Source organism: Vallitalea guaymasensis, from assembly GCF_018141425.1.
GTDB classification, from domain to species: Bacteria; Bacillota; Clostridia; order Lachnospirales; family Vallitaleaceae; genus Vallitalea; species Vallitalea guaymasensis.
Genome location: NZ_CP058561.1, coordinates 3,283,048 through 3,302,665 on the forward strand (window position 1 = coordinate 3,283,048; position 19,618 = coordinate 3,302,665).

General features: G+C 32.1%; 11 protein-coding genes. 10 read left to right on the forward strand and 1 reads right to left on the reverse strand.

The features are described 5' to 3' along the window. Positions 1-37 precede the first annotated feature (37 nt). The 7 genes from HYG85_RS14185 (at position 38) to HYG85_RS14215 (ending at position 14,782) form a co-directional block, all read left to right on the forward strand. Entirely contained in the window at positions 38-1,780 is a 1,743-nt protein-coding gene (locus HYG85_RS14185) for a sensor histidine kinase (RefSeq protein WP_212690219.1), read from the forward strand. A gap of 13 nt (positions 1,781-1,793) precedes the next feature. Then, entirely contained in the window at positions 1,794-3,173 is a 1,380-nt protein-coding gene (locus HYG85_RS14190; protein ID WP_212690220.1) for a response regulator transcription factor, read from the forward strand. A 29-nt stretch (positions 3,174-3,202) separates the two neighbouring features. After that, complete coding sequence (locus HYG85_RS14195) at positions 3,203-4,759, forward strand: type 2 periplasmic-binding domain-containing protein (RefSeq protein ID WP_212690221.1); 1,557 nt, start codon at positions 3,203-3,205, stop codon at positions 4,757-4,759. A gap of 35 nt (positions 4,760-4,794) precedes the next feature. Then, positions 4,795-6,957: a 1,3-beta-galactosyl-N-acetylhexosamine phosphorylase gene (gene gnpA, locus HYG85_RS14200; RefSeq protein ID WP_334300152.1), complete on the forward strand. Its 2,163-nt coding sequence runs from the start codon at positions 4,795-4,797 to the stop codon at positions 6,955-6,957. Positions 6,958-7,337: 380 nt separating this feature from the next. Next, entirely contained in the window at positions 7,338-13,139 is a 5,802-nt protein-coding gene (locus tag HYG85_RS14205) for an endo-alpha-N-acetylgalactosaminidase family protein (protein ID WP_212690223.1), read from the forward strand. A 258-nt stretch (positions 13,140-13,397) separates the two neighbouring features. After that, positions 13,398-13,883, forward strand: a complete 486-nt coding sequence (locus HYG85_RS14210; protein WP_212690224.1) for a sigma-70 family RNA polymerase sigma factor — start codon at positions 13,398-13,400, stop codon at positions 13,881-13,883. Positions 13,884-13,900: 17 nt separating this feature from the next. Further along, positions 13,901-14,782, forward strand: a complete 882-nt coding sequence (locus HYG85_RS14215; RefSeq protein ID WP_212690225.1) for an RsiV family protein — start codon at positions 13,901-13,903, stop codon at positions 14,780-14,782. 91 nt (positions 14,783-14,873) lie between these two features. Here HYG85_RS14215 and HYG85_RS14220 read toward each other — a convergent pair whose 3' ends face one another. Next, positions 14,874-15,530: a GntR family transcriptional regulator gene (locus HYG85_RS14220; RefSeq protein ID WP_212690226.1), complete on the reverse strand. Its 657-nt coding sequence runs from the start codon at positions 15,528-15,530 to the stop codon at positions 14,874-14,876. 342 nt (positions 15,531-15,872) lie between these two features. Here HYG85_RS14220 and uxuA point away from each other — a divergent pair, with 342 nt between their 5' ends. The 3 genes from uxuA to HYG85_RS14235 all read left to right on the forward strand — a co-directional run bounded on the left by uxuA (position 15,873) and on the right by HYG85_RS14235 (position 19,617). After that, entirely contained in the window at positions 15,873-16,964 is a 1,092-nt protein-coding gene (gene uxuA / locus HYG85_RS14225) for a mannonate dehydratase (protein WP_212690227.1), read from the forward strand. After that, positions 16,948-18,555: a mannitol dehydrogenase family protein gene (locus tag HYG85_RS14230; RefSeq protein ID WP_212690228.1), complete on the forward strand. Its 1,608-nt coding sequence runs from the start codon at positions 16,948-16,950 to the stop codon at positions 18,553-18,555. The genes uxuA and HYG85_RS14230 overlap by 17 nt, the downstream gene beginning before the upstream one ends. 264 nt (positions 18,556-18,819) lie before the next feature. Further along, positions 18,820-19,617: an alpha/beta hydrolase gene (locus HYG85_RS14235; protein WP_212690229.1), complete on the forward strand. Its 798-nt coding sequence runs from the start codon at positions 18,820-18,822 to the stop codon at positions 19,615-19,617. Position 19,618 lies beyond the last annotated feature (1 nt).

Consider the following 19,618-nt stretch of genomic DNA (forward strand, 5'->3'; position numbering starts at 1 on the left):
AGGTAGTATAAATTATGATATCTAAGGATGTGGTTAGATGAAAAAAAGGATACTACCTAGTCTGAAATTACAATTTACAGTATTAGTATTAAGTATTATCATTGTATTCATATTTCTTAATATAATAACTGGAAAATTAATTAGTAATCTATTATTTGAGAAGAATCTTCAATATAGTAGAACCATATCACAGAAATTAGTACGTGAATTAGAATATACTAATAAGAGGATGGTAGCTGCATCAAGTACATTACAATATGAAAGTATTCTACAGAAATATTTTAAGGAAGAACTGGATTTTGATACAATAACTAAAGTAGAAAAAAGTATTTCGGTGTTAAAGCTATATTATGATGATATTTTTGATATTGCTCTTATAGATGATGAATACATAAATAGTATTTACTTGGAAAGAGAAACCCTGAATGAAATAGTTAAGAGGGCTGAGGATGATAGAAGACTTAAATGTGTAGGTTTATATGAACAAAATTATATGGATAAAAATATCACAACCATAGCATTTGACAATAAAGTGTTTGGTATGGATATGGGAGATACATATGGAGAGTATTTTGGCGACATCATCATATCTGTTGATGTGGATACAATACTAAAAAATTTTGAAGCAAGAACAGTTCAAGGAATCAGTTTTGTGATTCTTGATAAGTATAATAAGTTCTATCCCATAAATTGTACAAAAGAAGTTGGAACGAATATTATTAATAAAATTGATGGAAACACTACAAAAACAGATATGCTCACTGATGATAAAAGTATCATAATAGTGGAAGAAATAAAAGATATGGATTTGTATATCGTAAGTAACATAGACAAGAAATATACTAAAAAGGATGTTGGATATATTCAATTGATAATATCAATCATCTGCATAATATTTATAATCATAGTATGTTTTGCATTCATGGTCATATACAAGAATACAGTTAAGCCCATTCATAGTATAGGTGATTATCTTAAAACAATAATATCTGGAAATTATAAGAAACTGAAAGAAAAAGTTATTGTAAATGGTAATAAGGAGATAGTTGAACTTGCTGATGACCTTAATGATATGATTGACGAGATAAATACCCTGACACATAAATTAGTCAATACAAGCAATAATCTATATCAAGCTGAGATTGAGAAAAAGAGGGCGGAGATATCCTATTTGAGAAGTCAGATCAATCCTCATTTTCTATACAATACACTTGAAACCATGAAAGGTATTGCTATGTCTAATAACATTGTTGAAATATCAACCATGGCTCAATGTCTAGGGGATATATTCAGATATAGTATAAAAGGGTCAAGTGAAGTAACCTTAGAAGAAGAAGTCAAGATGATAAAGGCTTATATTGATATTCAGATGTTCAAGTTTGGTAATAAAGGAACAGTTTTTTATAATATCAATAATGAAACTCTTAATATCATAATACCTAAGATGATAATGCAGCCATTAGTGGAAAATGCATTTGTACATGCTATTGAAAAAAATACAGATGATACAACATTATATATTGGAACTAAAATAGACGAACATAATCTTATTATCATCATACAAGATGATGGAGTAGGAATTGAACCATCTCAACTAGATGGAATCATTGCAAATCTAGATTCTGAAAACGATGATTCTAGTCATGTGGGTATATCTAATGTACATAGAAGGATAAGAATGATATATGGTAATGAGTATGGAGTCAAGATAGAGAGTGAACATGGAGAGGGAACTAAAATAAGTATCATGCTTCCAATAAACAGGAAACAATTTGAATGAAAGGTTGATTTAGATGTATAAAGTAATGATAATTGATGATGAGCCAATGATTATACAATCTATAAAATCAGGAATTAATTGGGAAAAACTGAATTTGGAACTGGTATACACTGCAACCGATAGTCGTCACGCGCTGGATTATGCAAAAGAGAATCATATAGATATTGTAATATCGGATATTAGTATGCCACCATTCAATGGTCTTACATTATGTAGTGAAATCGCAAAATTAAATAGCTCAATTCAATTTATTATAATCAGTGGTTATGCAGATTTTTCATACGCAAAAAAAGCTATACAGATTGGAGTAGCTGGATATTGTTTAAAACCAATAGACTATACTGAGATGATGTCTGTTCTTAAGTTGGCTGTAGATAAGATAGAACCTAAGAATGATTTTATGGAATATGATTTCATGGAATACGTGTATGAAAATAACGTAGAGGAAATACAAAAATTCCTCATTAGGAATAAGATAAAAGATAGATTCCATATGATTATAGTAATCGGCAAGGAAAATCTATCTAAGTATATTAAGGTACACCATCTTATGTTCAATATAGGAATAAATAAATATCTCTATATATTGAATGATGATACAGATAAATTAATGCTGAATAATGAAATAAAGAACAATCCATTAATAGATGGGATAGGTATAACTACTAATAAAGGAAGCTATGATAATCTTCTGGAACATATAGATGATATTATGGTAAAAAGCTATTATTTCTTTTTTTGTAAAGATGATAAGATTTTGATGGATGAGACTAAGAAGCAAGATGACTATTACAATAAAATCTGTAAAGATATAGATAAACCAGCTAAGCTTAAAGAAAATCTGCTGGAATATGCTAAAATACCTAGCAAAACCATGAATATCAAACAAGCAATGAAGCTGCATAATATGATATTAAATAAATATCGAGGACCTATAGGTGAAGAGGATGACCTTAATATATATAGTTTTGATGAGCTTGTAAGAAACTATGAAAGCTTTGATAACTTGATAAACAGCCTACTCGTGGTTATCGAGAATTCATTTGAAAAGAATGACTTGACTTTTGAAAGTTATAATAAGAATTTTATAAAAGTAATCAAATATATAAATGCAAACTTTACTAAGAATATATCCATAAAAGATATTGCTGAAGAATTATTCCTGAATCCTAATTATATAAGTCAATTATTTAAGAAAGAGACAGGGACAACTTATGTAAAATATCTGACTGGACTAAGAATAGAAAAAGCTAAAGAATTATTACAGAAAACTGATATGTCCATTAATGATGTATGTATCAACAGCGGATTTAATGACTACTTCTATTTTATAAAGAAATTCAAGAAATATACTAATATGGCACCATCTTATTATAGAAAGAGCAATATATAATCATTATCAAAATGTTGAGGTGTTATCTTATGAAGAAGGACAGATTAATATATATATTATTACTGATTATAATTATGATGTTTACAGGGTGTAAAAAAAATAATAATGAAGTATTTGATATTAATGAAAAAGAACCTATGGAGATTTCAATAGCCTTTTGGAATATTGATAATGCCTTGAGTGGTGGAGATAATGATAAAATGTTACGTGAGATTGAAGAAAAATTAAATATAAAACTTATTCCCTATGAAATTACTCATGATGATGATAGAAGAAAGATTAATCTATTGGCATCATCTTCACAACTACCAGATGTTGTAGCAATCGGTGCTATTGGTACACCTTTGTATAATCAATGGATTGATAAAAAGATTATTAAACCCTTACCCAAGGATTTATCCAAGTGGACAAACCTTAACAGTTATATGAATTGTGCTGAGATGAACCAATTCAGACATTCTGATGGAAATTATTATGGTATACCAAGAAAGACATACGATAATAGTCATAGTGTAAAGTTAAGTGGAATGGATCGTAAGATTTTTTGCCGCTATGATTTAGCAAGGAAGGCTGGGATAACTGAAGAACCTGAAACCTATGATGAGTTTCGGGCTATGATAAAGGCTATTATGAAAAATGATGCTGAAAATAAGGACATAGAGGGAATGACTGTTACAGTACCATTCATCTTAGATAGTTTTTTCATGTCTTACAGCGTTCCTTTAGGAATGAGTGACGGCAGTGGTAGTGATTTCAAGTGGGTCAAGAAGGATGATAAGTATATCCCTGCCTATTTTGCTGGAGACTTAAAATCTTCTTTTGAACTTGCAAGAGAGATGTATGAAGAATCAACAATAGCGAAAGATATTCCTTTGGCGAAAGAGGAACAATCCATAAACAAATTTATAAATGGATCATCAGCGGCTCTGCTAGGTAATATGATATCATGGAAACTGGCTAAAAGATGGAACGAAAAATATCCAGATAAAAAGTTTGAGGATCATGTGAAAATTCTATCGCCTTTAAAATCAAAAGATGGCAATACCTATGGAAGTGTATTCAAAAAATATTGGTCGGAATCATATATAACGACAGATGACCCTGTCAAACAGGAAGCTATTCTTAATTTATATGAGTATTTTTTGAAAAATGAAGATATGCTTAGGCGAGGATATGAAGATGAAGATTATATATCAGCCAATGGTGTGAAAATAGCAAAACAAGGTAATGATATTAACGACAAATATCCTATTACCTTACTTGCTGATTTAGTGCAATGGAATAATGTATATAGATATTTAACTCTTACAGGGGACCCAACGAAAGATAAGTATTATAAAATGGATGTTGAGTATAGCTATCAACTATTGGAAACGGATTTACCTAAATATTATGAAATAAATTTATCCATGCAAACTCCAACTATGAGTAATTTTATGATAAAACCAGCAGATGATATCATTAAGGTTATGATAGGCAGAGAAAGTGTAGATAAGATGTACAATGATATAATGAAAAATTATGAGAATAAAGGGCTTTATAAAATGATAGATGAAGTGAATGAATTAATGGATGATCTGAATTAATTAGTCTTAGTTATTAAATGATGAAATTAGGAGGTATGGATATGAATAATAAAGGAAGAGTAACTCTACCAACAGATGTAGATATTATAAATGAGACTCTTGAGACTATGGAAAGATTAGGTGTTGACGCACTTCGTGACTGTGATGGAACTGAGTTTCCAAAAGAACTATTAGGTAAAGGTGCCAAGGTATATGCTACATATTATACGACTAGAAAAGATAATGAATGGGCTAAGAATAATCCTGATGAAATACAGCAAATGTATCTTGTAACAGAACCTGAGACAGCAATTGGTGATACTCTTGATATAGAGTTGTTACGTGATTTCTATAAGCCACAATTCAAGGTTAATACCATGCATGATATTAAACGATGGTGGGAAGTAATAGATCGTACTACAGGAGAAGTTGTACCTGTATCTCATTGGGATTATGATGAGGAAACTGGTAAAGTAACAATAAAGACAGACAAATATCATGAGTATACTGTTAGTTTTCTTGCATTCATCATGTGGGATCCAGTTCATATGTATAACTACATTACTAATGATTGGAAAGATGTACCTCATCAAATGACTTTTGATGTAAGACAGCCTAAAACACAAAAATATGTAAAGGATAAGCTGGCAAAATGGTGTGAAGATAATCCTAACGTTGACGTAGTTAGATTTACAACATTTTTCCATCAATTTACACTTAATTTCAATGATGAAGGAAAAGAAAAATTTGTTGATTGGTTTGGTTATTCAGCAAGTATCAGTCCTTATATCCTAGATGAATTTGAAAAAGAAGCAGGTTATAAGTTTCGTGCAGAGTATATCATTGACCAAGGATATCAAAATAATACTTTTCGTATACAATCAAAAGAATTTAAGGACTTTATGGACTTTCAGCAGCGAGAAGTTGCCAAATTAGCTAAAGAATTAGTTGATATTGTTCATAGTCATGGTAAAGAAGCTATGATGTTCCTTGGAGATCACTGGATCGGTACAGAACCTTTTGGAAAATATTTTCCAGAAATTGGATTAGATAGTGTTGTTGGTTCAGTTGGAAATGGTACAACACTGAGACTTATCTCAGATATACCTGGAGTAAGATATACAGAAGGTAGATTCTTGCCATACTTTTTCCCAGATACATTCCATGAAGGTGGAGAGCCTAAAAAAGAAGCAGTAGAAAACTGGGTAACCGCAAGACGTGCCATTCTACGAAGTCCAGTAGATAGAATCGGTTATGGAGGTTATTTGAAACTTGCTCTTGAGTTTCCAGATTTTATGGATTACATTGAGAGTGTTTGTAATGAATTCCGTACTCTCTATGATAATATCGGAGAGGGAAAACCATATGTAGCACCATTCAAAGTAGCTGTCTTGAATTGCTGGGGTAAGATTCGCTCATGGGGAACTTACATGGTGGCACATGCATTATGGAATAAAAAATGTTACTCATATGGTGGAATATTAGAAGCATTAGCAGGTATGCAGTTTGATGTGAAATTCATCAGTTTTGAGGATATAAAAAATGATAAATCCATATTAGATGACGTAGGTGTAATCATAAATGCAGGAAGTGCCTATACTGCAAACAGCGGTGGAGAAAATTGGGCTGATGCAGAGATAGTAACAACAATTAAAGAATTCGTTGCTAATGGTGGTGGATTCATTGGTGTTGGTGAGCCAAGTGCATATGAGCAAAATGGACGATTCTTCCAAATGGCGTCAGTACTTGGTGTAGACCGTGAGCTTGGTTTCAGTCTATCAACGGATAAGTATAATTGGGAAGAGAAACCACATTTCATTACAGAGCAATGTAAGGATGATATTGATTTTGGAGAAGGCATCAAAGATGTCTATGCACTAAAAAATGCTCAAGTAATTGTTAATAACGGTGGAGATATTGAGATGACTGCAAATGAATTTGGAAATGGACGTAGTGTTTATCTAAGTGGACTTCCATATAGTTTTGAAAATACACGTATATTATACCGTTCTATATTCTGGGCGGCTGGTAAAGAAAATGAAATGAAAAAGTGGTATAGCGATAATATTAATGTTGACGTACATGCATATATGAATACAAAAAAATATTGTGTTGTGAATAATACATATACGAAACAGTCCACTACGATTTATAAAGGTGATGGAACAGCATTTGAATTGGATTTACAAGAGAATGAAATTCTATGGTTTGATATGTAGATAATAAGATAATAGAGTCTGTATAGTTACAAGCAGGTATTTACTTTATTAAAGTAGATATCTGCTTTGTTCAGCTGTGGAAAAGTATATTCTAATATCTATGTAGCTGTAAAATGAGTGTTATTGATTCATATGCCATGAATGTTTGTATGAAATGCATAAAAAATAATGGATATAAAGTATTTTGTGCAATAAATATATAAGGTGCTAAGATTTGGACATAAAAGAATAATAATTTTACATACAGACTAATTAAAAAAATTGTTAATATATATATATTATTGTTAATAATTACTTAATTCTTATTTTTGCTTGAATAGAGGGGTTAAAGTAATTCCTAGCAGTCTTGGAAAACTACCAAATTTAAGGAGAGTGAAAAAATGTACCAAAGAAAATTAACCAAACGAATAGCTGCATTGGCTATGACAATCATGATGATGGTTTTTTATGTTCCAACATCAGCAACAGAAGAAGATGTAACCACAGAACAGGCAAAAGATAATCTCTATAAACAAGATTATAATGGTGAATGTCATTTTTCTACACTTACAGGTGGTGGAACAACTGTAACTAACAATGGTGTATTGGGTTTTACAAATGTAGGGGATACAAGAATAATTGATACAGAATCACATAGTATCGCAGATGGTGAAGTAGAGATTGAATTCACTGTTCCAGATGAAACATTGGGACGATTTGGAGTTTTGGTTCGAAGCATAGATGCTAATAATTGGCTGTTAATTGGACATGATGGAACTGCTTGGGGAGTGAACAAGGCAGGTAAATGGGAATTCACTACTCAAGGAAAAACTTTCAATAGAGGTGAAGTAGTCAAATTACGAGTTAGGTATGAGGGGAAAAATATAATTATCTGGGCAGCAAAAAAAGAAGGTGCCAATGGTTTTGAAGATTTTGGAATGCCTATACTGGATAAATCCTTTGATTGGGTACCTACAAATAGTGGTTATCAAGGATACAGGAAATGGTATACGAATGTAACAACAACTGTTGAATATATGTATTCAGGTAATATTGGAGCAATAAATGGAGAGCCACAAGGAATCAAAGATGATACTATCATTGTTGTACAAAATCAAGATGTCACACTTCCATCAACAGTTAAAGTCATCTATAATGATGGTGCCTTAATTGAAAAAAATGTAACATGGAATTCTCAATCAGTAGATACATCAAATCCAGGTATAGTCCAAGTTAAAGGTACTATTGAAGGTATGTCTTTTGAGCCCACGCTAAATGTACAAGTTAACTCTAGCATTGTTTCAGAAGTCACTCCAATGAAAGTTAACTTAATAAAAGACAGCATGGATGAAAGTTATTTACCTAGAGAAGCATTTGCTAAATTAAAAGTAGATGAAAATACAACAGTAGATATTGTAGCTAATATTACAAGCTGGACAGAACTTACTACAGAAAATGACACTTTTACAGCTACAGGTGTACTTGATAAAAAAACTGAAAATGATTCTTTTGCAACAGTTACAGCTACTGGAAAAATCATTGATAAATCTTCTTCAGTAAAATATACTCAAGAATATACTGCTCCAGAAGGTATTACATGGAATACAATAGATGGTTCAGGTAGATATGATATTGATAAAACAGAAGGGGAACTTACTATAATAAATGATGCATCTAGTAATTATAGTCTAGTAGAGAATGAATCCCCAACTATAGTAAATGGTGAATTAAGTGTCACTATGAAAGCAACCCAAGTATCAGAGTATGGTATCTTGTTTAGGGCTACAAGTGACAGCAAGTATGCCAGCATCATATATAAAGGTGGAACAGATTGGGCTATAAAAGATTCCAATAACATAGAAAAAACATTCACTGGTCCACAGATTGCAGAGAATACTAATGTTACAATCAAATGTAGATATATTGGAAACAAAGTAACGGTCATCATAAATGATAGTGTATGTCTTGATGAGATAGTTACTGGTATAACTCTTGAAAAAGGTAAAGTTGGTTATGTAAACTATGGTACAGCAAAAACTCTAAAGGTAACTGAACTGATAAATGGTGAAGTTGGTACAATCATCAAGACGGCAATTCCTCAGATTACATATATACCAACATACAAAGTTCAAACATATCCACGTGTAATGCCAACTCTTCCATCAATTATGGATATTAAATACTATGGTGGTATAAGTGGCAGGTCGCAGATAATATGGAATCATGTTCCTATTAAAGACATAGTTGCTAACACTACCCTACAAGTTAGTGGAAACATTGAAGGAGAGCTTTTTGAAAATATAGCTGCCATAGAAGTGTTAAATGAAGAACCACGTTCCTACGAACTTGATTTTGACAATAAAGAAACAGCAGCAGATGGCTGGAAAATAGGCAGGGGGTCTGGTTCTATATCTGCAACAGATGACGGTAGACTTTTAATTAGTGGACTTTCAGATCAAGGAGTAGCTTATTTCAAGCTAGATGATACTCCTGCTCTAAAAAACATGATATTTGAAGCAGACGTAGAATTTGTTCTGGCTACAGAGGATTCAGTATTCAGGGGCGGACCATTAATCAGATATATAGATTCCAATAACTGGGCAAACATTTCTTTGGATGTTGGAAAGCTAGTATGGAAAAACGGACAAGGCTATGGTTCATTTCCAGGTTCATTTTCTCCACAAAAGGGAAAAGTATACCGAATGAAATTAAAAGCCCATGAGGGTAATTTTTCCATATACTTTGACGGAAATGAAATTGGTAAACAATCAGTATCATCTCTTCCAGATGGTGAAGGATATATTGGTTTCCATAGCTGGGCAGGACAGTCTTTTATTATTGATAATGTAAAGGTAACAGAGATACCTCCTCTTGCTCCTCCAGCAATAGAAGAAAAAACAACTATAATATCTTCAGCAAAAATGGATGTTACAGTTGACGAGAATTTCCCAAGGGTATTAAGTTACAAATGGAAAGAGGACGGTTCAATACTCCATGGTGAAGATGAACAACTGTTCATTATGGAAGTTAATGGTGAACAATATATCCCTACAGTTACATCAACAATTGCAGAAGATAAGTCTTCAATCATATATACAATGAAGGATTTTGGTAGTACAGGAATTGAACTTCAAGGAAAGATGAGTGTCAATGATAATAAACTAAGATTTGAAATCATCAATGTAATAGAGCCAAATGTTAAATTCCAGACACTTAATATTCCAAAACAAAGCTTAGCATCAGTTAAAGCTTCTGAAAACGGTAAAATAGCATCAGTTATAACTACTGGTGATTGGAATAACATTATTGAGAAATTTTCATCTGTACAGGAACAGACACTTGGAGTGCAAGGAAAAACCTATGCTTTCATCAGCAATAATGATTTTGCTGTAAGTGTTGATTCTAATGTTACAACAGGTGGTTCAAGAATTTCTCTTTCAACAGATAACAGAGGTGCTGATAAGAAAACTGGAATAGGAGCAGGAGCTTGGACTTATAGAGAAGAATTAGGAAAAGCAGATACAGGAGCAGACTATTTCCAAGAACATAAACCATGGGTGCAGATTGCCATTGCAAAAGATGAGAACAATGATAGTACCATTGACTGGCAAGATGCAGCCATACTGTATAGAAAAGATATGAAAATACCTTTTGGTGGAGAAGATATCAAGAATAATATTTCATATGTATCAATGAATATCGGATATACCCAAAACCCATTTTTAAAAGGTCTTGATATGGTTAAGAACATATACAATTATACTGATGGATTCGGTCAGATAGTCCTTGAAAAAGGTTATCAGGCTGAAGGACATGACGATTCACATCCTGACTATGACCATTTTGGTATTAGACAAGGTGGTATCAAGGATTTCAATAAGCTTATTGAAGCAGGAAAAGATTATAATGCTAAGATTGGTATTCATATTAATGCAACTGAATATCATCCAGATGCATTCATGTATCCACAAAATATCGTAAGTCTAAATTCACCAGGTTGGGGCTGGTTAGATAAAGCTTATTATGTAAACCAAAGAAAAGATATAACTACAGGGGAATTATATAGAAGATTAGATTTATTGAAGAAAGCAGCTCCAGATCTTAATTTTGTATATGTTGATGTATACACAGGTAATGACTGGAATGCGGCTCAACTAGGTGAAAAGGTCAATTCACTTGGTTATATGCTTGGAACTGAGATGAATGGACCACTAGAACAATATGTTACATGGACTCATTGGGGAGGAGATGCAGCATATCCAAACAAAGGGAACAATTCACAGATTATGAGATTCATAAAATATAATACACAAGATACTTTTGTAGGAGACCCTCTACTAAAAGGTAACAAACATCTATTGCCTGGCGGTTGGGGTAATCAGCAGACAGTAATAGGTGAAATGGGTACAGGAATATTCTATAATAATGATTTGCTTACGAAATATATGCAGCATTTTGAAATAATGAAAATGACTTCAGACCAAGTTGATTTCACTGAAGGGGTAAAAGCTGTTCGTGAAGGTAATGATATCAACTATTATAAAGATAACAGATTGATAGCTACAACACCTGAAGATTCATATAATGATACCTATGTAGGTAAGACAAAATTATTCTTGCCATGGGTACCTAATGCAGATGATGGTAACAAATCAACTAGTATAGAAAAGATATATGCATGGACACCATTTGAAAATGATACAACTCAGTGGACACTTCCTTCTGAATGGAGTGATAGTACTAAACTAAAACTTTACAAGCTTGATGATCTAGGAAGACATTATATTAAAGATATTGATGTTACTGAAGGTAAGATTACACTTTCATTGGAACAAAATATTCCTTATCTAGTAACACAAGGGGAAGTAACACAAAATAGAATAAATACTTGGGGCGAAGGACAGCAGATTGTTGATCCTGGATTTGATTCGGCGGGATTCGTCAACGATAATATTACAGGTGCTGGATGGACAAAAACAGGTGAAAATGTATCAATAGTTAAAGAAATAGAAAATATACACCAAGGTAGTCCACGTGGTGGTAATGATATACTTAAGATAACAAATGGAGAAGGTGGTATAAGCCAAGTCATCAATGGACTTGAAGAAAATAAAACATACTCTATTTCAACGTGGATTCAAAATAATGATGAAAGATCAGTTACATTGAATGTTAATTGTGGTGATAAGGATTACTCAAGTGTAATCATTAGAAGAGGTAAAACAAGAAGTGGACAAGCTGTAAAATTCAATGGTGATACATTCCTAAGAGCAAATGTAGAATTTACAGTTCCAACAGGTGTATCGACAGCGACCGTTTCTGTCAATGTGGCAGAAGGTAATGGAACAGTATATATTGATGATTTTAGATGTTATGAAGAGCCTGGTGTAACTAGTGAACAAGGATATACATTCTATGAAGATTTTGAGAATGTAGATGAGGGTATTTCACCTTTTGTACTTGCACCAGGAAGAGGAAACTCCAATAGAAGCCATTTAGCTGAAAAAGATTTATATGGTCGTCAATTCATGAGTTGGGTCATTAACGGAAGATTTTCATTGAAATCCAATCAGCAAGATGGTGAAAGAGGTGAGATGCTTATAACAGAAGATGGAGCATTTACACTAAAACCTAACACAACTTATGAACTAGGTTTGACCTATGCACTTGCAAGAGATGATATAAATTATTCATTGAATATAAAACAACCTGATAAAACAACAGTAGCAAGTATACCTCTAACAGTAACAGGCAGTTCAAATGCGATTGAACAAATAGACAGAGGTGTAGCTAAAAAAGTTAAGAAGACATTTACAACTGGTGACAACACCAATGGATTGTATATGACTCTTGATAAACAACAAGGGAAAGAACAAATTATCTTAGATGATATTTATATCAAAGAAGTAACTAATGATGTAGAGGCAAATCTAGCTTATGTAAACTTGAATACATCAGTTAATGAGATAAATCTGGATATGAATTTCATACCATTCAACGTTACTGCCCTAATGAGTAATGGTGCTGATGTAGATATGAGCAAAGCAGTATTGACTTATGATATATCAGATACAACGGTATTACAGATTAATGATAACAAGATTAATCCATTGAAAAAAGGTACTGCTGATATTACAGTAAAGGTAACTGTTGGTGACAAAACAGTTAATTCTAATACTGTGACTATTGTGGTTGGTGACTGAAAGATAAAGAAGTGTAATAAGAGGTAAAGTAGAAAGATATAGTGTAGAATAAAAACATTATGATTTTATTAAAATATAGTTCCAAGGGTTAGACTAAGCTTACAGCCTATCCTTTGGGGCTATTTTTTGAATAAAATAAATGGGTAATGATACAATATATAAATGAATTTAAAATAGGTAAAACTTTTTTTAATAGCTATACGTCTATATAGTGTCAGACAATTTATGATGCGTATCAGTGAGGAGCTTTATTCAATTATGAAAAAAAAGGATTTAGAAAAAATAGTTACAAATTATATTATCGATAATAAAGAAAAATATTATAGATTGGCGTATAGCTATGTAAAAAATCCGGATGATACATTGGACATAGTACAAGAATCTATTTACAAAGCTCTTTCATCTATAAATAAACTAAAAAATCCTGATTATATTAATACTTGGTTCTATAGAATAGTAGTTAACACTTCTTTGGACCATTTACGTAAACAGAAGAAAATAGATGTAGTAGATGAAGTAACCCTAGAAAATTACAGTGATGGGATACATGATAATTACCAGAATGTAGACTTATTAAGAGCTCTAGATGATTTACCTGTAGATTATCGAAGTATTATAGTACTTAGATACTTTGAGGGGCTGAAAATAGAAGAAATAGCAAATGTGTTGAATGAAAATGTAAATACTATAAAAACCAGATTATATTCTGCACTTAAAAAATTAAAGATTAAGCTTGATGCTTAACTTTTAGGAGGTAAATTATGAGTGATAAAAAATTAGAAAAGCTAAAAAATGAATACATGAATATACCTGTATCGGACAAATTGGATTTTATAGTAAAGGATTCTATAAGAAAAGGAGTTAAGAAAAATATGAGAAAAAATAATATAATAAGATGGGTTGGAGCAGTAGCAGCTTCCTTAGCTATATTTGTAACGGTAATAAATTGCAGTGAGTCATCTGCTAAAGCGTTAGCTGATGTTCCCATTATAAGTAATCTGGTAAAAGTATTCACATTCAGAGAATATAAGGTCAATGAAGATAATCATGAAGCCAATATCAAGGTGCCTTCCATTGAGGGATTGGAAAATGAAGAATTAGAACTTAGCTTGAATGAAAAATATATCCAAGAGGGTAAAGAACTATACAACAATTTCATGGATGAAATAAAAGATGAGGAGGAGAATAAAGGACCTTCAGCAGTAGACAGTGGATACAACGTGATAACTGATACTGATAAAATATTTGCTATAGAAAGATATATAGTTGAAATGAAAGGTTCATCTCGTGAAAAGATAAAATATGATACAATTGATAAAGAAAAAGAAATACTAATAACCCTACCATCACTATTCAAAGATGATTCATATATAGAAATAATCAGCAATAATATTAGAGAACAAATGGAACAACAAATGAAGACAGATGAGAATGTAACATATTTCTTTGCTGATAAAGAAAAAGGCGAGAGGGGTTATGATAAAATAGCTAGTGATCAGAACTTCTATATAGATGAAAAAAACCAATTAGTCATTTCATTTGATGAATATGAAGTTGCTCCAGGATGTATGGGTGTAGTTAAATTCGTGGTCCCAACAGAGATCATATCTGATATTTTAGTTGGAGATGAATATATTAAGTAAAATAATGGGGCTGTAGGATAATATATTTTTCAGATGGTTGCAAGTTTTGGAAGATAGACTAGGTTTAGCACAACCTAATCTATCTGCCTGTTTATTTTTTGATATACTCATCAAAGTTTTCTTGAAAATAGAAAGAATTTACATCTGCACGGATATGATGATGAACAAGCTGTTCTATCTTATCTGTTTTCCCATCAATGATATATTTTAGTATTAGTTGGTGTTCTTCCAATATTTCAGTAAGTTTTTCTTCTTTTAACATATTCAGCTTTCTATATCTTATATAATGAGCATTAAATTGTTGGATGATATCCCATAAAAACAAGCGTCCAGCCAATGTGAATAGAATTTTGTGAAAAGCATCATCGAGATACATAAAATCATTGAAGGAATCATGATTTTTTATACATTCTTCCTGTTTTGTCAAGATGGATTTCAATTCATGCAATCCTTTTAAAGGGATATTTAGAGATAATTCTTTAATGATTTCCTTTTCAAGTGTACTTCTAAGATATATAATCTGTTCTACAGATTCTAAGTCGATGTATGAAACTATACTTCCTTTTTGAGGGTATATATCTACATATCCTTCGGCAGAAAGCTGTTTCAGAATATCACGAATGGGGGTTCTGGATATCTGAAAACGCTCAGATAAAGTTGTTTCACTAATTATAGTGCCTGGTTTTAATTCCATACACAATATTTCTTCTTTCAGTTGCCTTATAATTTCTTCCTTTTTTGATGCCATTCTAAGTTCCAACTTTCTATATATGTTCAACCTATTGTTAAAATATTAACTGGTATACAAGTTAATTATTTAACGATAAGTATTATGAATTATATTACATCCAACAAGCAATAGGTGATGCTAATCATCAATCAATTAGCGATTTTGCTTATATATTCCAGTATACATAAAAATATATGATTGGTAAAGGGAAAAATGAAAAAAAATACATTGACAAAAGGTATATGTTTATTATACTATTAAACCATAAGAACTTGTATACAAGAACTTTTCCTAGGAAATAAATAGATTTAGAATGAGTATTGAAATTTTGTAATAGCATTGAATACAAGGAGGAATACTATGCAGATGACATGGAGATGGTATGGAGAAGGCAATGACTCCATAACCTTAGACCATATTCGCCAGATTCCTGGAGTTACAGGAGCAGTTTGGTCTTTACATGATAAAGTGGCTGGTGAAGTATGGGAAACCGAAAGAATCGAAGAAGTAGTAAGTCAAATAACTAGCAAGGGGTTAAGCCCAGCAGTAGTTGAAAGTGTAAATGTTCATGATGATATAAAATTAGGTTTACCTAGCAGAGATAAGTATATTGATATTTATATTGATACTATCAAGAAATTATCCAAGGTAGGTGTGAAAGTTATATGTTATAATTTTATGCCTATATTTGATTGGACTAGAACGGAATTATACAAGGAATTGCCAGATGGTTCTAATGCTCTGTTCTATGAAAAAAATGCTATTCAGAACGATCCTAAAACAATGGCTCAGAAGATACTAGATGGAGCAGGAGAATTCACTATGCCTGGCTGGGAGCCAGAACGTATGGCAAAATTAGATGACTTATTCAAAGCTTATGAAGGAATGACAGAAGAAATTCTCTTTGATAATTTGAAATATTTCCTTAAGCGTATCATTCCAGTATGTGAGGAATATGATGTGAAAATGGCTATTCATCCGGATGATCCACCATGGCCTATTTTTGGATTACCTCGTATTGTTAGAAGCAGAGATCATATTAAGAGATTTCTTGAGTTAGTAGACAGTCCTTATAATGGATTGACTCTATGTACTGGTTCTCTAGGTCCTAACCTAGAAAATGACATACCAGGTATTATCCGTGAATTCCATGACCGAATACATTTTGCACATATACGTAATGTCAAAGTCTATGAAAACGGAGATTTTGTTGAGGTATCTCATAGAGGTAAAGATGGTAGTGTAGATATCTATGAAGTATTGAAGGCATATCATGATAATGATTTTGAAGGATACATTCGTCCTGACCATGGTAGACATCTATGGGGTGAGGAAAAAGATTGTAGACCTGGTTACGGATTATATGATAGAGCTCTAGGGGTCATGTATATGTTAGGTGTATGGGATAGTCTTGATAAGAGAAAGGAGGAGCTTGATGTTAAAGTTAAATAGAGAAAGCATAGAGAATAAATCAGCATGGGAAGCAATAGGTGTAGAATTACCAGAGTTTGATTACAACACTGTTTTACATAAAACAAAAGAAGAACCTAAGTGGGTACATTTTGGAGCTGGTAATATATTTAGAGGATTCATCGCTAATACTAATCAAAAGCTACTTGACACAGGTAAGGCAGATACAGGAATAGTGGCTGTAGAATCCTTTGATTTTGAAGTAATGGACAAAGTATATGAGCCTTATGATAATCTAACATTATTAGTATTAATGAATGCTAATGGTGATTTTAATAAAAAGGTTATTGGCAGTATCGTTGAAGGAATAACAACAGATAAGAGCAGGACTTCTGACAATGAAAGATTAGTCAGTATATTTGAGAATCCAAGCTTACAAATGGTAAGTTTCACTATAACTGAAAAAGGATATTCCTTAACAGATGCTTCTGGTAATTATATGACAGTTATACAAAAAGACATAGAAAATGGACCAGAAAGTCCCCTTCATACTATGAGTATAATTACTTCATTAGCATATCGCAGATATCAAAAGGGTAAATTCCCAATGACATTTGTAAGTATGGATAATTGTTCTCATAATGGAGATAAATTAAAACAGGCAGTAATAACAATAGCAAAAGAATGGTTAGGAAAAGGTTTTGTTGAAGAAGGTTTCATCAATTATCTTGAAGATGAAAATAAAATAACATTCCCATTATCAATGATTGACAAAATAACTCCAAGACCATCAGAAACAGTAAAAGAAGTCTTATGTAATGAAGGAATAGAAGACATGGATGTAATTATTACATCAAAGAATTCTTATATGGCACCTTTCGTCAATGCTGAAGTAAGCGAATATCTTGTTATAGAAGATAAGTTCACCAATGGCAGACCAATGCTTGAAGAAGCAGGAATCATATTTACTGATAGAGAAACAGTAAATAAGGTAGAAACTATGAAAGTAACAACGTGCCTTAATCCTTTACATACTGCTTTGGCGGTATCAGGATGTTTGCTTGGACATACTTTGATAGCTGATGAAATGAAAGATGAGACCTTGAAAAAATTTGTTACAACTATTGGATATGAAGAAGGGTTAAAAGTTGTTGTGGACCCAGGAATCGTTAATCCAAAAGCCTTTTTGGATGAAGTAGTGAACGAGAGATTTGCTAATCCTTTTATACCAGATACTCCTCAAAGGATTGCTACAGATACATCACAGAAAATGGGTATCAGATTTGGTGAAACAATAAAATCTTATGCAAAAAGAGATGACCTTAATCCAGAGGATCTAGTAGCTATTCCATTGGCTATTGCAACTTGGTGTAGATATCTATTAGGTGTTGATGATAACGGTAAGGAATTTGTTCTTAGTCCTGACCCATTAATTGAAGATTTACAAGCCTTAGTAGAAGGAATTAAGCTAGGAGATACCACAGCAGATATTAGTGGTATTCTATCCAATAAAAAGATCTTTGGTATTGATTTATATGAGGTGAATCTAGGTAAGAAGATTGAAGGTATGTTTATGGAAATGATTAAAGGTACTGGAGCTGTACGTAGTACATTACAAAAATATGTTGGTTAAGAGATAATAGAAATTAAGGAAACTGAGACATGAGTATGTAGATGTCTCGGTTTTTTTATGTATTTTTTTAGGTACTATTAGTATATCAACTACTTATTATTGTTTTTGACTATACAACCATTATTGATATAAAAACTACTTGATCATAATAAAATTGTAGATTTTTATGTACAGTTTAATTCATTATTGTGATGGATTAAAACAGGATAATCTGATAAAATAAAGTCATATAATTTAGAATAAATACGAATAGGAGATAATAATATGGCACTAATTGAATGTAATTTTACTTCCAAAGTACTCGACTTAACAACTGAATTAATAGCTATTCTACCAGAAAAAAGCATAGGGTCCAATAAGAAATATCCAGTACTCTATCTATTACATGGCTTATCTGGAGGACATAAAGACTGGCAGAGAAGGACGTTGATTGAAAATTATGTAAGAGATAAAGAATTAGTAATTATAATGCCAAATGTTCATAGAAGTTTTTACACAGATATGAAGAATGGTTATAAATATTTCACCTTTGTAAGTGAAGAACTCCCTGCTGTTGCTAAAGAATTCTTTCCTATCTCAGATAAAAGAGAGGATACATTCGTAGCAGGATTATCAATGGGTGGATTCGGTGCAATGAAACTTGCTCTTAATCATCCTGAAAAATTCAGTAAAGCAGCTAGTCTATCCGGTGCACTAGGAATGCTTAACAATATGGAAAAAATGGAGGAATACATTAAAACCAACAAAGATAATCCTGTACCAGATAATATTACTTTTCAGATAGAAGAAGTAAGGAATATATTCGGTAGTTATGAAGAAATGAAAGATAGTTGCAATGACTTATTTTACGTTATGGATAAGAATATAGCTGAAGGCAAGGAGATGCCAGACTTCTATCAATGCTGTGGTACAGAGGATTTCTTATATGAAGATAATATCAATTTTAGAGATTATGCCAAATCAAAAGGAATGAATCTTACCTACGAAGAATGTCCTGGTGAGCATACATGGGATTTCTGGAATAAGATGATTGAACACGTTATTGAATGGTTAGATATTTAAT